General features: G+C 67.2%; 19 protein-coding genes. 7 read left to right on the top strand and 12 right to left on the bottom strand.

Features of this window, described 5'->3' with window-relative positions:
- Window positions 1-14: 14 nt before the first annotated feature.
- Both uilS and AB4850_RS05290 read right to left on the bottom strand, forming a co-directional pair.
- Complete coding sequence (uilS, locus tag AB4850_RS05295; protein WP_414441553.1) at window positions 15-875, bottom strand: UilS family quorum-quenching N-acyl-homoserine lactonase; 861 nt, start codon at window positions 873-875, stop codon at window positions 15-17.
- A 226-nt stretch (window positions 876-1,101) separates the two neighbouring features.
- Complete coding sequence (locus tag AB4850_RS05290; protein ID WP_414441552.1) at window positions 1,102-1,695, bottom strand: cytochrome b; 594 nt, start codon at window positions 1,693-1,695, stop codon at window positions 1,102-1,104.
- A 152-nt stretch (window positions 1,696-1,847) separates the two neighbouring features.
- Between AB4850_RS05290 and AB4850_RS05285 the strand changes: the two genes are divergently transcribed.
- Window positions 1,848-2,375 (top strand): MarR family winged helix-turn-helix transcriptional regulator, encoded by a 528-nt coding sequence (locus AB4850_RS05285; protein WP_414441551.1) that lies wholly within the window; start codon window positions 1,848-1,850, stop codon window positions 2,373-2,375.
- Window positions 2,376-2,416: 41 nt separating this feature from the next.
- On the opposite strand, the gene AB4850_RS05280 is transcribed toward AB4850_RS05285, so the two are convergent.
- The 7 genes from AB4850_RS05280 to AB4850_RS05250 form a co-directional block, all read right to left on the bottom strand.
- Entirely contained in the window at window positions 2,417-3,895 is a 1,479-nt protein-coding gene (locus AB4850_RS05280; RefSeq protein ID WP_414441550.1) for an aldehyde dehydrogenase family protein, read from the bottom strand.
- 127 nt (window positions 3,896-4,022) lie between these two features.
- Complete coding sequence (locus AB4850_RS05275) at window positions 4,023-5,246, bottom strand: porin (protein WP_414441549.1); 1,224 nt, start codon at window positions 5,244-5,246, stop codon at window positions 4,023-4,025.
- Between the two features lie 140 nt (window positions 5,247-5,386).
- Window positions 5,387-6,295 (bottom strand): intradiol ring-cleavage dioxygenase, encoded by a 909-nt coding sequence (locus tag AB4850_RS05270; protein WP_414441548.1) that lies wholly within the window; start codon window positions 6,293-6,295, stop codon window positions 5,387-5,389.
- On the bottom strand, window positions 6,292-7,413 hold the full coding sequence (locus AB4850_RS05265; RefSeq protein ID WP_414441547.1) for a maleylacetate reductase: 1,122 nt from the start codon (window positions 7,411-7,413) through the stop codon (window positions 6,292-6,294). The genes AB4850_RS05270 and AB4850_RS05265 overlap by 4 nt, the downstream gene beginning before the upstream one ends.
- Complete coding sequence (locus AB4850_RS05260; RefSeq protein ID WP_414441546.1) at window positions 7,410-8,399, bottom strand: amidohydrolase family protein; 990 nt, start codon at window positions 8,397-8,399, stop codon at window positions 7,410-7,412. The genes AB4850_RS05265 and AB4850_RS05260 overlap by 4 nt, the downstream gene beginning before the upstream one ends.
- A 144-nt stretch (window positions 8,400-8,543) precedes the next feature.
- Entirely contained in the window at window positions 8,544-9,977 is a 1,434-nt protein-coding gene (locus tag AB4850_RS05255; protein WP_414441545.1) for an MFS transporter, read from the bottom strand.
- Between the two features lie 306 nt (window positions 9,978-10,283).
- Complete coding sequence (locus AB4850_RS05250) at window positions 10,284-10,598, bottom strand: GntR family transcriptional regulator (protein ID WP_414441544.1); 315 nt, start codon at window positions 10,596-10,598, stop codon at window positions 10,284-10,286.
- Between the two features lie 761 nt (window positions 10,599-11,359).
- Between AB4850_RS05250 and AB4850_RS05245 the strand changes: the two genes are divergently transcribed.
- The gene (locus AB4850_RS05245) at window positions 11,360-12,970 is read left to right on the top strand and encodes a DUF2957 domain-containing protein (RefSeq protein ID WP_414441543.1); all 1,611 of its coding nucleotides are present in this window, start codon (window positions 11,360-11,362) and stop codon (window positions 12,968-12,970) included.
- A 303-nt stretch (window positions 12,971-13,273) separates the two neighbouring features.
- Window positions 13,274-13,777, top strand: a complete 504-nt coding sequence (locus AB4850_RS05240) for a hypothetical protein (protein ID WP_414441542.1) — start codon at window positions 13,274-13,276, stop codon at window positions 13,775-13,777.
- 120 nt (window positions 13,778-13,897) lie between these two features.
- On the opposite strand, the gene AB4850_RS05235 is transcribed toward AB4850_RS05240, so the two are convergent.
- Window positions 13,898-14,176: a hypothetical protein gene (locus AB4850_RS05235; RefSeq protein WP_414441541.1), complete on the bottom strand. Its 279-nt coding sequence runs from the start codon at window positions 14,174-14,176 to the stop codon at window positions 13,898-13,900.
- Between the two features lie 371 nt (window positions 14,177-14,547).
- Here AB4850_RS05235 and AB4850_RS05230 point away from each other — a divergent pair, with 371 nt between their 5' ends.
- Window positions 14,548-14,730, top strand: coding sequence for a hypothetical protein (locus tag AB4850_RS05230; protein ID WP_414441540.1), 183 nt, complete (start codon window positions 14,548-14,550; stop codon window positions 14,728-14,730).
- A 27-nt stretch (window positions 14,731-14,757) separates the two neighbouring features.
- Here AB4850_RS05230 and AB4850_RS05225 read toward each other — a convergent pair whose 3' ends face one another.
- Entirely contained in the window at window positions 14,758-15,084 is a 327-nt protein-coding gene (locus AB4850_RS05225) for a DNA-binding protein (protein WP_414441539.1), read from the bottom strand.
- Window positions 15,085-15,408: 324 nt separating this feature from the next.
- Between AB4850_RS05225 and AB4850_RS05220 the strand changes: the two genes are divergently transcribed.
- On the top strand, window positions 15,409-15,795 hold the full coding sequence (locus AB4850_RS05220) for a hypothetical protein (RefSeq protein WP_414441538.1): 387 nt from the start codon (window positions 15,409-15,411) through the stop codon (window positions 15,793-15,795).
- A 135-nt stretch (window positions 15,796-15,930) separates the two neighbouring features.
- Entirely contained in the window at window positions 15,931-16,317 is a 387-nt protein-coding gene (locus AB4850_RS05215) for a copper-binding protein (RefSeq protein ID WP_414441537.1), read from the top strand.
- Here the strand turns inward: AB4850_RS05215 and AB4850_RS05210 are convergent, their stop codons facing one another.
- Window positions 16,318-17,208 (bottom strand): dienelactone hydrolase family protein, encoded by an 891-nt coding sequence (locus tag AB4850_RS05210; RefSeq protein ID WP_414441536.1) that lies wholly within the window; start codon window positions 17,206-17,208, stop codon window positions 16,318-16,320.
- Between the two features lie 564 nt (window positions 17,209-17,772).
- Here AB4850_RS05210 and AB4850_RS05205 point away from each other — a divergent pair.
- Complete coding sequence (locus tag AB4850_RS05205) at window positions 17,773-19,185, top strand: glycerophosphodiester phosphodiesterase family protein (protein ID WP_414441535.1); 1,413 nt, start codon at window positions 17,773-17,775, stop codon at window positions 19,183-19,185.
- Window positions 19,186-19,313: the final 128 nt, after the last annotated feature.

Here is a 19,313-nt window from a genome sequence, read left to right as displayed (position 1 = left end):
TGCTCAGGCGTGCTTCAGATATGCGCGCCGAACCATTCGAGCTGGCGCGCGATGCTGCTGTCGAAATGCGCGCCGTCATACATGTCGTAGTGGCCCGCACCGGCCTCCACGTGCAGCGCCTTGTTCGCCGCGCCCACCGCTTCGTACAGCGCCGTGCCCTGCTCGGGCGGGTTGACGCCGTCGTCGCCGGCCACCACCACCAGCACCGGGCACGCCACCTGGGCCGCATGCGCGGCCGGCCGGTAGTTCAGCATCTCGCGCACCGTCAGGAACGGGATCTTGATGTCCATCTGCGGATAGCGCTGGCGCGCATCCTCGACGAACGCCTTCGATTGCGGGTCGGTCAGCACCTTGGTGATGGCGACGAACATCTCGCGGCCGGTGGCCGCCTTCTTCTCGTGCATGCGCGCAAGCGTCGACACGAACGCCTGCTTTTCCTCGGCGCTCATGCTGCGCGTGACGACCTGCTCGCCGTCGGCGAAGCTCAACTGGCTCACCACCGCCTTGACGGCCGGATCGGCCGCCGCCGCGGCCAGCACGTGGCCGCCGCCGAGCGAGGTGCCCCACAAGCCGATACGCGCCGCATCGATGCCGGGTTGCGCGCGCACGAACGCCAGCACCGTGGCGATGTCCTCGATCTGCATCGCCGGCACCAGGCGCCCCTGCTCGCCGCCGCTCGCGCCGAAGCCGCGATAGTCGAACGTGACGGCGGCATAGCCGGCCGCGACGAACGCCTCGGCGAAGCGCGGCAGCAGCACCTCCTGGATGCCGCAGAAACCGTGACACAGCACGATGACGGGCGCGTCGCCCGCGGTTTCCGGGCGGCGCAGCGTGATCGCGATGTCGTTGTCGGTGCGATGAGTGGTAATCGGCATGGAATTGAAAGCTGGGAATGAAGGGGCGTGAAATCCGGCGGCGCGAAACGCTTCGCGATCCGAAGCGTCGCTCCGGCAAGGGCCTGGCGCCGGATGCGGACGACCATGATACAAGAGACCCGCGTTTCTCGGGCAGCGCCTCGTCATGCGCCGCTTCGTGCGCTTCGCCCCGCCGTCGCGCGGTTCGCACGACAGGAGCCGCCGGGCCGATGCCGGCGGGCGCCGGTCAGTCGCCGTCGCGCACGGCCGTGCCGAACGCCTGCGGCGAAGCGCGCCCCCGCCCCGGCAGCATCCGCACCAGGATCTCGTCGCGATCGATGAAATGATGCTTGAGCGCGGCCAGCACATGCACGACGATCACCGCGCCGGCGCTCCAGGCGAACGCGCGGTGAATCCACATCCAGCGGTCGTAGCTCGCGTGATCGACGGCCGCGAGCGGCGGCAGGTTGAACAGGCCGAGCACCGGCACGGGGTGCCCCGCCACCGAACTCCAGATCCAGCCCGACAGCGGCGTGGCCATCATCACGCTGGCATACAGCACGATGTGCACGCCGGTGGCGACCGCGCGCATCGGCGGCGAGAGGGTCGGCGGCAACGCCGGATAGGCGCGGCGCCTGAGCCAGCGATAGACGAGCCGCGCCATCACCAGGAACAGCACGGTCGAGGCGATCGCCTTGTGCACCAGCAACGGCGTGCCGCCGCGCGGTGCATCGCCGCGCCAGTGCGACGAGCCGAAGCCGATGAACCAGACGGTGACGATGATGGCCGCCATCAGCCAGTGAAACAGCCGTGCGCCGCCGGGGTATCGCGGTTGAGACATGATTTCTCCTCCTATATAATCGCCACGCGCAATAATTGAATTTGCAAACAGACGGCGGCCCGCTGCGCGTCGCGCCCTCGTCCCTATTCTTGCCCGGCGCCCGGCACCCGCCGACGCGCATCACTCCGCCTGCCGCACGCCGATATCCCGACATGCCCGATTTCGATCACTACCGGTTCACCGAAGCGTTTCCGTACCTGCTGGCCAAGGTCGGCGTGCGCATGGAACAACTGTTCACCGCCGAACTGCGCGAGGCCGGCCTGACGCTGCCGATGTATCGCGTGATGGCCGCCCTGCGCGAGCAGGAAGACCAGCGGCTCATCGATCTGGCCGAGATGGTGTCGAGCGAACTGTCCACGCTGTCGCGGCTGGTCGGCAAGATGATCACGATGCGTCACGTCACGCGCAAACGGCTGACCGACGACGGCCGCACCGTGTGCATCGCACTGACGCCGGCCGGCCGCGCGCTGGTCGAGCGCTGGATTCCGCGCGCGATCTACTACGAGCAACTCGCCACGGCCGGGCTCGAGGGCGCGCAGCTCAAGCAACTGAAGCGGCTGATGGATCACATCTTCACGAACCTGCACAGCGTCGAGATCGGCACGTCGCTGCCCGAGCCCGAACCGGCCGCGCCGGCGCGCAAGCGCGCAAGCCCGGCAGCGCGCAAGACGCGCGGCTGAGGCCGCTTTAGCCGCGTCAAGCGCGGTTCGTGGCCTGTGCCTCAGGCCGAAGCCGCGTACGTCTGCGTGATCTGCTTGCGCTCGACGAAATCCTCCAGCGACGCCACGCCGCCCAGCCGGCCCAGCCCGCTCGACTTGTAGCCGCCTTCCTCGAATTCCACGGCGATGTTGGCCCAGCCGTTGATCGAGATGAAGCCCGCCTCCAGCCGCCGCGAGACGCGCACTGGCCGATCGACGTCGCGGCTCCACACGCAGGCGCTCAAGCCGTACTCGCTGTCGTTCGCCAGCGCGACTGCTTCGTCCTCCGTATCGAATACCTGCAGCGTCTGCACCGGGCCGAACACTTCCTGTTGCGCGATGGCGATCGAGGCGTCGCTGATTTCCAGCAGCGCCGGCCGATAGAAGTTGCCGTCGGCCAGCGGCGGCTCGGTCACGATCCCGCCGCGCACGATGGCCTTGGCGCCGGCCGCCAGCGCAGCCTCGACCATCGCGTCGATGCGCGCCAGCGAGGCGCGGTCGATCAACGGCCCCATGTCGCTCGCCGGGTCGGCGGCCGGCCCCGGCCGCACGGCGCGCAGCCGTGCCGCGAGGCCTTCGCGCACGCGCTGCGCGATGCCGCGCTGCACCAGGATGCGGCTGCCGCACATGCAGAACTGCCCGGCGAACACCGTGGACGATTTCTCCAGCACCGGCAGCAGCGCATCGAGATCGGCGTCGTCGAAAATCAGATGCGGGGTCTTGCCGCCCAGTTCGAGGCCCACCCGCTTCAGCCGCTCGGCGGCAGCCACGCCGATGGCGCGGCCGGTACGCGTGCTGCCGGTGAAGCTGACCGTTTGCACGTCTGGCGCCTCCACCAGATGCCGCGCACCGTCGGCGCCCGATTCGATGAACACGTTGACCGCGCCGCGCGGCAGCTCCGCCACCGAGCCGATGATCTCGCTCATCAACGCGGCCGTTTGCGCGGCCTGCATCGGCATCTTGACGACCGCCGTGCAGCCGGCCGCCAACGCAGGCGCGAGCGAACGCACCGATAGATAAGCCGGCGAATTCCACGGCACGATCAGTCCCGCCACGCCGATCGGCTGGACGATGCTCATGCCCTGGAAACCCGGGTAAGGATCCATCACGCGCCCGAAGTTCTGCAGCGCCAGGCCAGCCGCGAAGCGCAGCCCGCGCACGATCAGGCCCGCTTCGAAACCGGCCTCGTAGCGCAGCTTGCCGTTCTCGCGGCACAAGGTGTCGACGATGTCGTCGCGGCGCGCTTCATATGCGTCGGCCAGGCGCATCAGCGCCACCGCGCGGCGCTGCGGGTCGGCCGTCCAGCTCGGGTCCTGGAACGCACGAGCGGCGGCGGCCACGGCGCGCGCCGCTTCCTCGGCGCCGCCATCGTGATAGATGCCGATCGGCCGTCCCGTGGCCGGGTTCACGCTCTCGCCAGTGCGGGCCGAACCGACCCATTCGCCGTCGATCCAATGGCGCGCCTCGATCGGCGCACCGCCCTGTTGCTTGTCAATTTCCATTGCACTGCACTCCTCAGCTTCGGTGATTCCGTGAATCGGCAAATCGGTCCGGGGCATCTTACCCAGCAATCACAATAGTTGCAATTGCAAATGTAAGGCGGTTATTGCATGCCCCGGCGTACCACGCTCAGAACCGCTGCCGCAAGCCGACGCGCACCACCACCTGCTTGTTGGTGGCCGATGGCGTGAAGCCGCCGATCGTCGCCACGGCCGGTTGATTGAGCGAATCTCGCCCGCTCGCGCGTTGCAGGATCGCGGCCAGATACACATCGGTGCGGCCCGAGAACGCGTAATCGGCAATCGCGTCGAGTTGCAGATATTTCGCGCCGCCGTCGCCGTCCACCGAGCTGCGGCGCGTGTAGTCGAACGCGATGCCGGTTTGCAGCGCGGGCGTGATCAGGGTGCGCACGCCGAGTTCGGCGCTCGTAAACACCGCATTGCCGGTATAGCCGAACGGGTTCGGCCCGGAAGCCGAGCCGAGCGAATCGAAGCGCGTGCGCGTCAGCACCCCGCTCACGGTGGTCGTGCCGAACGTGTAGCTGCCGCCCAGCCCCATGATCTCGAGCGTATTGGCCGATGCATAGCCGGCGAAGGCCGGCATCGATTCGGGCGCGGTGGCGGAGCCGGCCGAGCCGATGTTGTTGGCGGAGGTCAGCCCCTTGTTCGGCGTATTGCCGTAGAACGACACGTTGGGATTGCGAGCGTTCAGGTAGCCCGCGCCGAACCCGAACGGGCCGTGCTCGTAGCTCGCACCGAGCGACCACACCTGGTTCTGGCCCGACGCGCCGGGCACGCCGCCGAAGCTGTAGAGCGCGCTCACGCGCAACCCGCCGAACACCGGCGTGACGTACTTCACGGCGTTGTTGATGCGGTACAGCAGGCCGAGGTCGTCGACGTCGCCCACGTGCGACGACATCCAGCCGGCCCACGCGGGCGCCGAGAAACGCTGGATCGAATCGAGCAGCGTGTCGTACTGGCGCCCGAACGTCAGCGTGCCGAGGTGCGACGACGCCAGCCCGACGAAGGCCTGCCGGCCGAACTCCGCGCCGCCCTGGGTCAAGGCGCCGTTGTTGATGGTGAAACCGTTCTCCAGCGTGAAGATCGTCTTCAGGCCGCCACCGAGATCCTCCACGCCGCGAAAGCCCCAGCGGCTACCCGACAGGCCGGCCGTCAGGCCGTCCGCGAACGCCACGCTGCTCGCGCCCGTCGGCCGGCCGCCCGGCTTCGCCGTCTGCACGTCGTTGGTGTACGCCACGCCGGCGTCGATGATGCCGTACAGCGTCACGCTGCCTTGTGCCTGCGCGCAGACGGCAAAGAGCGCAGCGACGGCGCCCGCAATGCAATGCTTCATGACCAGTTGTCTCCGTCTTCATCTTAATAATTAGTTGTATTGAGTATTACGGTCTTGCCAGGGCGATGCGATGGGCGAGTATCGGTTCGATCACCTCCTTGCGGGCATGGTCAGGTCATGGCGGCGGCGTCAATCGAGCATCAATCCGCCTTGCGTTGCAGGACGAACGGGCGCGAGGTGCGCCAGCACGGCGCACCGGCGTCGAAGCCGTAGGCGGCCGCTTCCTCGGCGCGCTCGATCCGCTCGAACTCGCCGATCAGGCTTTCCTTCACGCCGAACACGGTGTCCTCGGCGAGCCACGGGCAATCGGGAGAGAAGATGTGCGTGATGACGGTTTCATAGCCCGCCGCGCGGATCATGAAATGAATGTGCGCGGCGCGGTTCGGATGGCGGCCCAGCGTGGCGAGCAGCTTGCCCACCGGCCCGTCGTCGGGAATCGGGTAATCGCGCGGGCGCACGCTGCGGAACCAGAACGCGCCGTCCGGCCCGCTCTCGAACTTGCCGCGCAGGTTGCCGTCGGGCTGCACGCCCTGCTGCTGCACGTCGTAGTAGCCGTCGTCGTTGGTCTGCCAGACGTCGATCGTCGCGCCGGCCACCGGCTGCCCGTCGGTATCGGTCACCGTGCCCGTCACGACCAGCGGCTCGCCCTTGCCGTCGAGGCAGATGTTCGCGCCGGCCGGCAGCACCGGCAGGCCATCCACGTAGAACGGCCCGAGGATGGTGTTCTCGGTGGCATTGCCGGGGCGGCGGTGGTTGATCGCATCGACCAGCATCGACACGCCCAGTACATCGGACAACAGAATGAATTCCTGGCGCCAGTCGGTGCACATCTGCCCCGTCTCGGTCAGGAAGCGGATCGCGGCGAACCACTCCTCGTGGGTCGGCTCGATCTCCTTCACGGCCGCATGCAGATGCCGCACGATCGCCGCGGCGATGCGGGCGGTGCGCGGTTCGACATCGGGGCCGATCCGCGCGTTGACGGCCTCGGCCGAATGTTCTTCGGAAAACAACGGGTAGTGGCGGTCGGGACGTCGGGAGGTATCGGTCATGATGCGGGTCCATCGTTGCAGAGAATCGCGAGCGGCTCGGCGCCGCGCCAGGCGCGATCGAGCAGCCCGTGCAGGCCGGCCGCGTCGAGCGGTTGCGGATTCCAATAGGGGTTCGCGAGCGTCAGTTCGACCGCGCGCGCAATGCCGGATTCGGGCATGCCGATCTCGGCCAGCGAACGCGGCGCGCCGATCGCCGCATTGAGCCGGTGCAGCGCGCGCCCGGCATCGTCCACGCCGAGCGCCGCCGCCAGCCGCGCGGTCACGTCGGGAATCGCCGGCGCGTTGTAGGCCAGCGCATGCGGCAATACCAGCGCGTGGGTTTGCGCATGCGGCAGGTCGAACGCACCGCCGAGCACGTGGCACAGCTTGTGGTGCAGCGCCATGCCGACCGAGCCCAGGCAGACGCCGGCCAGCCATGCGCCGTAGAGCGCATCGGCGCGCGCCGCACGGTGGCCCGGCTCGGCCGCGATGACCGGCAGCGCCGTGAACAACGCGCGCACGCTGTCGAGCGCGAGCGCGGCGATGATCGGGTTGGTGTCGCGCGCATAGAGCGCCTCGACCGCGTGCGCGATCGCGTTCATGCCGCTCACGCCCGACATCGACGCCGGCAGGTCCAGCGTCAGATCCACGTCGTACAGCACGCACTCGGGCAGGATGCGCGGGCTGCGCTGGGTGGTCTTGACGCCGTCGCACGTCTCGCCGAGGATCGGCGTCATCTCCGAGCCGGCATAGGTGGTGGGCAGCACGATCTGCGGCAGGTCGGTGCGTAGCGCGAGCGCCTTCGACAAGCCGGTGGTCGAACCGCCGCCCACCGACACGATGCCGTCGATGTCGTGCGCCTCGACGATCGCCATCGCGGCATCCGTCACGTCCACCGGCGTATGCATGCGCGCACCGTCGAAACGGGCCGCATGGCGCGTGCCGAGCCGCTCGGCCAGCTCGTCGGCCAGTTGCGCGTGCGGCGGCCCGTAAAGCAGCAGCGCGCGCGAGATGCCGAACCGGGCGGCCGCCTCGCCCACCAGGGCGCGCGTGCCGTGGCCGAAGCTCACGCTGCCCGGCAGGCTCTCGTGGACGAACGGCAGCCGCGCGTTCACGGCCACATAGTTCGGGGTACTCATCGCGCCAGCTTCAGCAGTTGCTCGGCGTTGGTGCGGCCGATCTTGACGCGGTCGTTCTCGCTGATCGAGGCCGCATCGAACCAGTCGGCTGCGTGATCGATGTTCTCGAACGGCCAGTCGGCCGAGAACAGGATGCGGTCCGAACCGATTTCGAGCATTGCGTCGATCAGCGTCTGGGTGCGGAAATTGCCGGACGTGGTCAGCCAGAAATGCTTGCGGAAATATTCGGCGATCGGCTTCTCGGCCGGGTAGTTCGGCCGCGCCGACACCCAGGCGTTGCGATTGTCGATGCGCCACATGCTGTAGGGCAGGCCCTCGCCGAGGTGCCCGAGGATGATCTTCAGGCCCGGGTGTGCATCGAACAGGCCCGAGCCCATCAGGCGCAACGCATGCACGGCGGTTTCCTGACCGAACGCCCAGGTCGGCCCCATCAGCCACGGATGGCCGTCGTAGATCGGCGCGCGGCCCGGCAGCGGGTTGCGCGGGTGCAGGTAGAACGGCACGTCGAGCGCTTCGAGCGCGGCCCAGAACGGGCGATAGCGCGGCAGGTCGTAGTACAGCTCGCCGCCTTCGGCCGAATCGGTGAAGCCGTTGACGAGCGCCCCCACGAAGCCGAGCTCGCGCACGCAGCGCTCGGCCTCGCGAATCGCCAGCTCCGGCTCCTGCATCGGCAGCGCGGCAAACGCGCGGAAGCGGTCGGGGCGCTTGGCGACCTGCTCGGCCAGGAAATCGTTGGCGCGGCGCGCCAGCTCGTCGGCACGTTTCGAATCGCGAATCGCCTGCACGGCCGGCGCATTCAGCGACAGCACCATCATCTCGATGCCGCCACGGTCCATCTCGGCGATGCGGCGTTCGTGGATGTCGAGCAGCCGGTGGCGAAGTTCGACCCAATCGTCGTGCGGCACGAAGCCGGCCGAATCCTCGATCGTTTCGGCGATTGCGAAATGTTCCTCGAGCGCGATTTTTCCTACCTTGCTGAAAGCCATGCCATTCTCTCCAAGTTCAAGCAGCCGGTGTCGCCGCCGGGCCTCCGGCTCGGCGGCGACGCGATAAATCATCAGTACAACGAATTTCAAGCGTGATGCATCGAGATCCTGAACGCCACCCGGATCAGCGCCGCACGCGTGCCGTCACGAGCCGCACGACGAAGCCGTGACGCCCTCACGCGCCGCAGCCGGCGAGGCATCCGCCGCATCGTCGGGACGGAGCGCGCGGCGGCGGCGCGCCAGCGCCAGCGTCATCGCGCACGAGGCCAGCGCAATGGCGGCCGAGGCGACGAACATGATGCGGTCCGAACCGCCGAGCACCGCCAGTTGCCCGGCCGCCATCGGGCCGAGGATCGAACCGGCGCGGCCAATGCCGAGCCCCCAGCCGATGCCGGTGGCGCGAATGTGGGTGGGATAGACCGAAGCCGTCAGCGCATTGATCGCGGGCTGACCGCCGACGATGCACAGGCCGCTGACCGTCACCACGGCCAGCAGCGGCACGAGCGGCAGCCCGGGCAGGCCGATCGACACGATGGTCGCGGCCGCCACGACGAACGCCGGCACCAGCACGCGCGCGTAGCCGGCGCGATCGATCAGCAGGCCCATGCCGACGGTGCCGAGCGTGCCGCCAACCTGCAGCAGCGTGCCCACCGCGATCGCGACGCCGCGCGTATGACCGAGGTCGACGATGATGGTCGGCAGCCAGTTCGACAGGAAGAACAGGTTCAACAGGTTCGCGAAGTTGAGGCCCCAGAGCAGCAGCGTGATGCCGGCGCGGCCGCCTCGAAACAGTTCGGCCACGGGCGCGCCGGACGGCTTCGCTGCGCGCGTGCCGGGCAGGACGCCGCCGCTCGCAAGGCCGGGCGCTACCGCCGCGCCGCCGACGATACGCGCCACCAGCCGCGCCACCTGTTCGGGCCGACGGCCGCGCAGCACCATGAACTGCACCGATTCCGGCAACCACATCGCCATCAGCATGCCGATCGCGAGCGACACCGCCCCGCCCGCCAGGAACACGGCGCGCCAGCCGGCCAGCGGAATCAGCCAGCCCGACACCAGGCCGCCGAGCACCGCGCCGGCCGTGAAGCCGCACGACACCAGCATCATGGTCGACGCGCGCCGCCGCGCCGGGCTGTACTCGCTGACCAGCGCCATCGCGTTGCCCATGATCGCGCCCACCCCTAACCCGGTCAGCGTGCGCATCGTCAGCAGTTGCGCAACGCTGTGCGTGTGCCCGGTGCCGAGCATGCACACGCCGGCGAACAGCATGGACACCACCAGCACGGGCCGCCGGCCGATCCGGTCGGCCAGCACGCTCAACGCCAGCGAGCCCAGCAACATGCCGACCAGGCTCGCCGAGAACACCGAGCCGAGCGCGCCGCGCTCGATGCCCCAGTCGCGCACCAGCTCGGGCGCGACGAAGCCCATCGATTGCACGTCGAAACCGTCGATGATCATGGCCGCGCCGGCCAGCAGGAAGATGCCGAGCTGAAAGCGCCCGACCGGGCGCGCATCGATCAGGGCCGGGATGTCGATCGCCGTCGCCGGCTGCGCGTGTTGCGGGGAAGAAGTGTTCATCGTGATCGTCCGACTCGTCTGGCGGTGATGCGCGAAGCTTGACGCAATGGCCGGCAGCTTGCTGCCGCCAGCCGACATTTATTTGCAAACGCAAACATGTGTCGAAGTATATATTTGCTTTTGCAAGTAAATATAGGCGTTTACGCGGAGGCGCTCAGGCTTCCGAACGGAAGCATTCCGAAAGGAAAACAGGGAGGACGGCACGAGCGGCATGACAGCGGCAGCCGGCACGCCGTGATCAGTCACGCGTGCCGGAAACCAGGAAGGCGGGGATGCCGGTTGGTGCGCACCGGCGAGCGCGCGCGGTCAGCTCAGCGCAGGGTCGAGCACGAGCGTGCCGCGGCCGGCGAAGCCCTTGATCAGGCCGCGCCGCGCGACCTCGCGAAATGCGGCGTAAATCGTGTTCGGGTGAAAGCCGAGCGAATCGGCGATCGCCTGCTGGCTCGGCAGGCGATCGCCGGGGCGAAACAGGCCGGCGCGAATCGCTTCCTCGATCTGGTCGGCAATCGCCAGCGCGACGTGGCCGCGAATCCGGGAAAAATCGGGGCGCCAATCTTGCGCGAGCCGCGGCCCGCGCGCACCGTTCGTGCGGCCGAGTGCGGGTTCGGAGCATCCTTGCATGCGTCCTCCACGGTGCGAGTGTCCGTTCATGCCGGCGGCAAAAACCGGAAGCGGCGCGAGATTTGCCGGGGCGCCCAGCGTGCTGCCATGACGGTATCAAACCGTCATCGGAATCCAGCGTCAAGCGTCTTTGCCGATCTGTCGCGCAATCGACTCGCCCGGCGCTGAACAGACGCGCACCGTGTTTTCGCTTCACTGCACAATCGCGCCGGATTGATTGGCAGTCGAAACGATTGGTGCTCGCCCGCGCCTCGTGCCCCCGCAAGCTCGCCCCTGCTTCGTTTTAATTCCGCGCCAAGCCCTTCGATTTAAAGGGAAACGAGAATATCGATCCGTTTGGAATTGCCTGACCATTTACTTGCCATGCGGTCCGTATCATAGTTTCGCGAAACAAGTTTCACCAATAACGTGCAGCGCGTACCGACGGAGACATCGATGTTACGCACGCCAACACGGGGCCAACCGGGCGCTTGTCGCTCGTCATTCCCGCAGGATCGGACACCGCGCTCGAGGCGCAACGTGTCCGCCCTTTCGCCGACCCGGCATCCTTTTCCGCTTTTCAGCCGACGCACCGCTACCCGCGACGCGAACGGCGCCCGACTCATGCTTGCGTAATTCCAAGTGCGATCGCCGTCCGGCACCACCCGTGCCGCCGGCATCGCGCCCGGACATCGTCGATCGACCGCCGCACCGACGGGTCATTCCAAGGCCCGCGCCCCGATCGACATCGAGACACCCGGAATCATCAACAAGGAGGGGGTATGCCCCGTATCACCAAGCCGCGCACCGCGCTGCTGTCCTGTTTCGTGCTCGCGATTCCGTTCTTCGCCGGTTGTGGCGGCGGCGATGGCGGCGATCCGCCGGCAGCGATCCAGGTCCCGCAATGCTCGGGCAGCAGTTGCCCGGCCAGTGGGTCGACCACGACCCCGACCGTCACCAACAAGCTCTGCCCCGATACGCTCGACTACACCACCGTCTATACCGGCGGCTCGGGCAGCGGCGAATACGTGAAGCTGCAATTCGATTCGACCAAGCTCACGTATCAGATGCGATTCATCCTGTCGTCGGTGCCGACCAGCGCCGGCCAAGTCAACACCACGCGCGCCGGCCAGACCATCACCGGCACGTTCCACCGCGCCACCACGCTGCCGACGGCCGAACAGAACCGCTGCGCGTTCGTGCTCGACAACGGCGCGTCGGCCGATGGTTCGTACTCCGTGACGGTCAATCCGGCCGATCCGCCGATGCTGTTCGTCGGCAACGGCGTGGTGGGCGGCGGGATTCCGGGTGCCACCATCGAATTCGACGGCGTGGCCCTGCTCGGCAACCTCGGCGCCGTGCCGTCGCGCACGTTCGACTTCTTCCCGTTCATCGGCTTCACCGACACCGAAACCGATTTCACCAAGGTCGCGGGCAACTACAACGAGCTCGGCATCCATCTGTCGCCGACCGGCACCTCGTATCAGACGGCCAAGCCGGAAGGCTGGCAGCCCGATGTGGTCAACTGGAACGAGACGCTGAACGGCGACGGCTCGTGCACCATCACGCCGGGCAGCGACTACTCGTGCCGCACCACCGGCACGCCGTGGGCGCTGCGCACCAACACCGACGGCTCGGCCGACAACGTGTTCGTCAGCAAGCCGACCTCGTCGGGCTCGCCGTATCCGAGCGCCGGCCAGGGCCAGCCGATCGTGCTGCTCGCACCGAGCCAGGCGCAGGGCATCATGATCGTCGGCAGGCTGCGCGGGGCGTTGATTCCGATCGTGATTCGCGTCGGGCAGGCGTTCGTGCCGACCGACCCGGCAGCCCTGCTGAACACGGTGGCCGATGCGGAAATCGGCATCTCCGCGCTGGCGCCGGCCACCACCGTGGCCAAGAACTCGTTCACCGGCGGCTACATCGGCGCGACCAGCGCGTCGGCGTGCGGCATCGTGGCGAATGCGGGCAACTCCGGCGCACCGGCGGTAGGCGACGCGAGCTTCAACGCGTCGGTGGCGCATCCGAACCTGCCGGGCATCTACAGCGGCACGTTCTTCGAGCCGACCGCCGGCAACTGCGTGGACAACACGGCCGTCTCGACGCTGGCCGCGAACTACACCTCCACGCTGTTCAGCGGCGCAACGGCCGGCTTCATCGATCCGCAAACCTCGGCCGGCACCAGCACGTTCTCGCTCGACTACACGCAGGCCACCCCGGGCCTGATCGGCGTGACGGCGCTGCAGGATTTCAACGCCGGCAACAGCAGCGGGCCGGTCGCGATCTTCCACAAGGGCGACACCGGCTGGGCGATCAAGATCGGCGAGGTGTACGCGATGGTGGTGAACAACAACCAGTACAACCCGTTCTTCACGGTGGGCGCGTTCGTGCAGTAAGGCAGTCGAACCCGCGCAGGCAGACACGCAGCAAGACGGCAACGACCGGCGGCAGCATTCCTGCCGCCGGTCCGCCGAGTGAATAAATCAATAGGATACCTATTGATTCAATAGAACCTGAGAGACGCAGGGCCGTGCATCGCACGGACGGCTTACCAGCCAGCCCGACCTGCGGGGGTGCGGTTTCTACCGGGCGAGCCTGAGGGGGCGCCCGGTTTTACGCGCAACGCGGTAGCCGGAGGGCCGCCCGCATTGCGCTTACCCACGGCGGTTCGCCGCCATTCGTCAATTGAGGCACGCATCATGACTATTCGAAAAGTGGCTTCCCTTGTCGTTGCACTCGCTGTTTCGTCGGCGCTCGCCGCGCCGGCTTTCGCCGTCACGGTGTCGCTGGCCAACGGCAACCCGATGAATCCCAACGGTGAACCGTTCTCGGCCACCGGCAGCACCACACTATCCAAAGGATCGATCAACACCAGTTGTACCGCCACCTTCAACGGCACCATCACCTCGACCGGCATCGTCAACATCACGTCGACGACGTTCGCCGGTGGCGGCCTCTGCTCGCTGATCACCGGCAGTGCGACCAGCATGAACCCGTGGACGGGCCAGGCCGACACGCCGACCCAATTGACGATCAACAATGCGCAGGTCAGCGCATCGCTGCTCGGCACCTGCGGCCCGAGCTCGGTGGTGACCGCCTGGAACAACACGGCGTCGTCGCTGACGTTCAACAACGCGGTGCTGACGCCGAACTGCACGGTGACCGGCACGGTCACCACCTCGCCGGCCTTCAAGGTGCAATAAGCGGCCGCGCCGAGGTTCGGCAGGCCGTAACGAAAACGGGGTGGCGTCGCGCCACCCCGTTTTTCATGGAAGAAAAAACAACGGCGGGCCCGGATGGCCCGCCGCGATACCGTCAACCTGTCAGCGCGACAGCGCCGCAGCCGGCGCCGCAGCCGGCTCGGTGGCGAGCGAGATCATCAGCGCGATCAGCTCGACGAATTCGTCCTCGGGCAGCAGGCCCGCCCATTCGTGATATTCGTCCTCGGACATGTCGAAAAAACCCTGCCCGAGCGCACGGGTCTTGGCGACCACCCGGTCGCGCGCCTCGGCGTCGTCGAGCGACGCCGGCAAATTGTTGCCCAACTGCTGGAAACGATCCTGGATCCGCAGCTTCAGTTTGTACCCCGTAATACCTCTCATCGCCGGCCTCGATTATGGATTTCTGGCTCTGCCATCACGCGAACAGGGCCGCCGGTGCATCGTGCGGACTCCTGCACGACGCGCCTGCGGCCCTTCCGCCCCTCGGAATGACGCCCCATACCGGCCGGTATTCCGGCCACGCCGGGGCGACTCCCCAGTTAATCCATGGTGCTGCGATTGCGCAATCGGCCCGGCCAATTAGATTTGATCCAAATCAATTATTAGGTCAGCACAAAAAGGCGGGGTCAGACGGCCGCCGGCGCTGCAATCAGAAAACCTGAAGGCTCGAATAAAAATTACTCGCTTGGTTGCGGGCCGCGGTTCTGGGATAGTGGGCGCCATTCCATCCAGCCCGCACCGGAGACACCACGATGTTCGCCTTCCCGCCGCTCGACCGCGATTCCGCTCCCGCTGCCTCGCCGCAACCGGCCGCCCGCACCGCGCCCGCGTTCACGTCGTATCGCGCCGCGCTGCAAAATCCGACCTGCGCGCTGGCGTCCCACACCGGCGATCGTCCCGACATCGCGACCAGCGCGATCCTTGGGTACAACTAAGCAAGCCGGCGGGCCGCACCGGCCTGCTCACTCGGGATAGTTCGCATTCACCTCGAAGCGCGCCAGCTTCAGGATCGTGCGCAGCGTGCGCGGATGAATATCGCGGCAGGCAGCCAGCGACGTCAGGATGAAATCGAGCGCCCTGCCGTAGCGATAGAGCGTCAGCCAGCTTTCGGTGTCGCCCGGTTGCGCGTGCAACTGTTCGGCCACGCGCAGCATGTGGGTCGACAGCGCGCGTGCCATGTCGAGTTCGATCTGTTGCTTCTCGCTCCATTCGACCGGCTGCGGCTGGGCCAGCAGCTTCGTTAGGAAGGCCTGGAATTGGGTATCGGACTGGTTCGGCAGCGTATTCATGATTCGTTCCGTTCTGCGTTGGACGGGTCGCCGTGCGGCGCGCTCATGCCTGCTATCAGCAGAATTCGTACCAGCCTGCGGCGAGCGTGCCCGCGCGCCGCGCGATATCCGGCAAGTCCAGTCAGGATAAGGCTCCGCGCGAGATGCCAACGTGCGCTCGGCCGCATAGGCGGCAACCGCGGCGGCCGCTTTGTTGCGTCGACGTAACGTGACACGCATGTAAAAGCCGGAACATCGCCGCCCACGCGCCACCGTGCGCGATTTCGCCAGCCGCCATTTTTTTTGCGTGGCCGCCTGCCCGGCCCGGCCGCTATACTCCGGCCCATGCGATTGCTCCGAACCCTGCTCGTCCTGCTGCTTTGCATCGCGCTGCCGCTCGACGCGCTGGCCGCGAGCGGGCTGACGGGCGCGTGCCCGATGCACGACGGGCACGCGATGCACGGCGCGATGCCGGCGATGACGGCGATGACGGCGATGACGGCCATGTCCGATTGCGACGGCATGGCTACGCCGCCACCCGGCAAGCAGAAAACCTGCGACCACGCCTGCGGGATGTCGGCGCAATGCCAGTTCGGCAGCCTCCATCACCCGGCCATGCTCGCCGAAGTGCGCCGCCCCGCCGCGCTGATCCTCCCGGTTCGCTTCCATTACGCCGCCTCGCTCGCCGTGCGCGACCCGAACGGCCTGTGGCGCCCGCCGCGCGCCGCCTGACTTTCCTCCTCCCCTGTCGAACCCCGACCGACCGCGCCGGCCCGCCGCCCGCGCGGGTGCGTCGTCGCCTGTCATGCGCATGCCGGCCATGCCGGCGCCGCACTTCTCATTTCTTGTTTCAGACGGAGCCTGACCATGAATACGCTGTTCGCCCAATCCGCCCTCCTGCTCGCCGCCGCAACCAGCCTGGCCGCCGCGCCGGCCTTCGCCGACGACATGGCCGGCATGAAGATGGCCGCCCCGGCCAAATCTCAGCCCCAGGCGCAGTCCCAAACGCAGCCCCAGGCGCAGGCCGACGACGGCCTGACCGACGCCGTGGTGCGCAAGGTGGACCCCGCCACCGGCATGATCACGCTGAAGCACGGCACGCTCGCCAACATCGGCATGCCGGCGATGACGATGGCCTACAAGGCTGGCGACGCCGCGATGACGCAACACGCGCATGCCGGGGACAAGGTGCGCGTGCGCGTCGAAAACCTGAACGGCACGCCGACGATCGTCAAGCTCGACGATCCGTCCTGATCAGCGCCGCGCGCCGGCCGGATCGAACGGCAGGCCGAGCGCGCGGAAGAACGCCGCGACCTGCGGCAGCCAGATCGCCACCCCGGCCGGGGTATCGAAGAAGTCGTGCGAACTCCGGCCGAACACGCCGATGTCGACAAAACGCGCGGCGGCGGCCGGCCCGCGCGCCTGCGCGAGGTAGGCGTCGAACATGCGCCGCGGCAGTGGTTGCGGCCACAACGAATCGTTATCGCCGTAGAACCAGAGCGACGGATAGCGCGCGGCGCGGCCATAGCTCGCGTAGGCCGCCACCAGCGTGTCGTCCCAACCCTGGCAGGCGGATTTGCGCACGCCGCCCGAGAAATTGATCAGCCCGAGCACGCCCGGCATCGCCCGCGCGCCGAACGCGATGGTCGCCAGGCCGCCATCGGACTGGCCCGCGACCACGATCCGCGAGCGGTCGACGAAGGGCAGCGCGCCGAGCGCCGCGATCGCGCCGGCCACATCGGCCGCCTCGTCGATGCCGTGACGGCGGCTGTCGCAACCATCGCCGTGATAGAAGCCGCCCGAACCGGCAAACCCTTCCCGCATCGGAATCGCCACCGCATAGCCGCGCCGCACGAACACGGCCGCCACGCGCAAGTGCCGCGAGCGCGGCTGCCGGCTCGCGTCGCCGGGGTCCTTGCCGTGATTGAGCACGACCAACGGGAACGGCCCCGCGCCGGGCGGTTTGAACAGCGTGGTTTGCAGTTGAACGATCGCGCCGTTGCTGCGCACCGGCAGCAACAGCACCTGCTCGCCGAGTTGCGTGGCGAGCGGCGGCGGGTTGAGCGCGAGGCCATCGGCGCGCGAGGCCGGCGCATGCAGGCAGGCGGCGACGCCGATCGCGAGCGCCGCCAAGGCAGACACCATCCTGTTCAGGCTGCGTAGGCCGCGCAGGCGTGACGGCCGCGCAAGGCGACCGAGAGAGTCCGTCGATTTCAATGCCTTGGCGTGTCCGGTGGTGAAGCGACCGCGATTATTTCATCGATTCGGTGTACTGACGGCCACGCGCCGCCCGATGCGCCTGCCCCGCTTCGCATGGCGATACGCGCCTGCGGATCGGCCAGCCACGATCGATCGCACAGCGATTGAATGAAAACGAAAGAAAAATCGAACGCCGGAATGCCCCGACGCAATCGTCAATTCAGAAAAACAAATACAAATGAAAGACATGAGCACCCGCCGCAACTTCCCATCACGCTTGCTGGAAAACGATTTCACCGATGCACGTTGCCTTCCGACGTTCTGTCACATTACAAAAGTAGCATTCGCAAAATTACATAAAACGCACCGATAAAACCTATCCGTCAGGAAAGCGCACCACCCCGCATCTCCAGCTTTCAATGTTTACCGAATTCCGATTGCCGTTTAGTAACAGCAAACCCGCGTGTTGACGTTCGATAACCACTCAAACTGATGAAAAAGAACACCACCATGACTCTTTCAAGGACCGGTATTTCGTGTCTGATGCTGGCGCTCGTCGCCAGCATCACCCTGGCCGCTTGCGGCAACGACGACGATCCCGCACCGGCCACGTCGACGCAGGCGTCCACCCCGAGCGCGCTGAAGACGCTCGACGGCAACGCGCCGCTCGTGATCGGCCACCGCGGCCTGCCGGGCCTGTATCCGGAAGAAACGCAGGTGTCCTACGAAGGGGCCGCCAACGCCGGCGCCGATTCGCTGGAAGAAGACCTGCACCTGACCAAGGATTGCGTGCTGGTCGCGCGTCACAACCCCTGGCTCAGCGACAACACCAACGTGGCCGACGTGGCCAAGACCAACGCCACCGTGGCCGCGCGCAAGCGCACCGTGCCGGGCGTGCGCGTGCCGGTCAGCTGGACCACCACGGCCACCACCGGCCCGTCGAGCTACCTGAGCGACCTGACCGATCCGGCCGATCCGAAATCGGTGCTGAAATCGCTGATCGTCGACGGCGAGGATCACACCAACGACTGGTCGATCACCGATTTCACGGTGGCCGAGCTGAAGGCATGGATTCGCGGCACCACGTACGACGCCAAGGACGTGCGCCCGACGGCGCTGAACGGCCAGTACCCGATCCTGACGATGCAGGAGGTGTACGACATCGCGCGCGCGAAGTCGGCCGTCACCGGCAAGACCTTCACGATCTATCCGGAATCGAAGAACCCGATCTGGAATAACGAGCAGGCGATCGCCAACGGCTGCGGCGCAGCCGGCACGCGTCCGTTCGAGGAAGCCATCATCAAGTTCCTCAACGACAACAACCTGAACAGCCGCACCGCGCCGATCCTGCTGCAGAGCTTCGACCCGGCCAGCCTGAAGTACTTCCGTTCGCGCGGCGTGCTCACGCGCATGGTGCAGCTGATCGACGGCAACGCCGTCAACTACCAGACCGGCGCGATGATCTACCAGACCAACGACGACTACGCGTTCGTCGACGGCCGCCCGTACAGCTGGACCCTCAACGGCGATTCGCGCTGGTTCGGCGACATGTTGACGCCGGCCGGCCTCGCCGAGATCAAGACCTACGCCGACGGCATCGGCCCGTGGAAGCCGCAGGTGTTCGCCTGGAAGGTCACGCCGTGGAAGGACAAGAACGCCGACGGCACGGCCTACACCGGCTCGCTCACCGACGTGAACTCGGTCGAGCCGACCAGCCTGATCGCCGATGCGCACAAGGCCGGCCTGTTCGTGCACGCGTACACGTTCCGCAACGAAGCGCGCTACCTGCCCGGCAAGTACAAGGGCGATCCGGTCGGCGAGTACCTCGACGCCTATCGCGCCGGCATCGACGGCGTGTTCTCGGACTTCGCGAACACGGCCGTGGCCGCCCGCGCGCAGTACCTGAAGGAAACCGGCCGCTAAAACGCGCCGCCCCGCCCCGCTCGCCGGCGGCGGCTTTCGAGCCGCCGCCGGTCCCGCCCGCGTTTTTCATTCCGCGTTTTCATTCCGAATATTTCGTTTAGCTTGCGATTCGGCCGTGCCAAGCACGC

Source organism: Burkholderia sp. 22PA0106, assembly GCF_047497155.1.
In the GTDB taxonomy this organism is placed as follows: Bacteria; Pseudomonadota; Gammaproteobacteria; order Burkholderiales; family Burkholderiaceae; genus Burkholderia.
The sequence above is the reverse complement of the archived record's forward strand: the minus strand, read 5'-3'. Positions and strand labels throughout refer to the sequence as shown.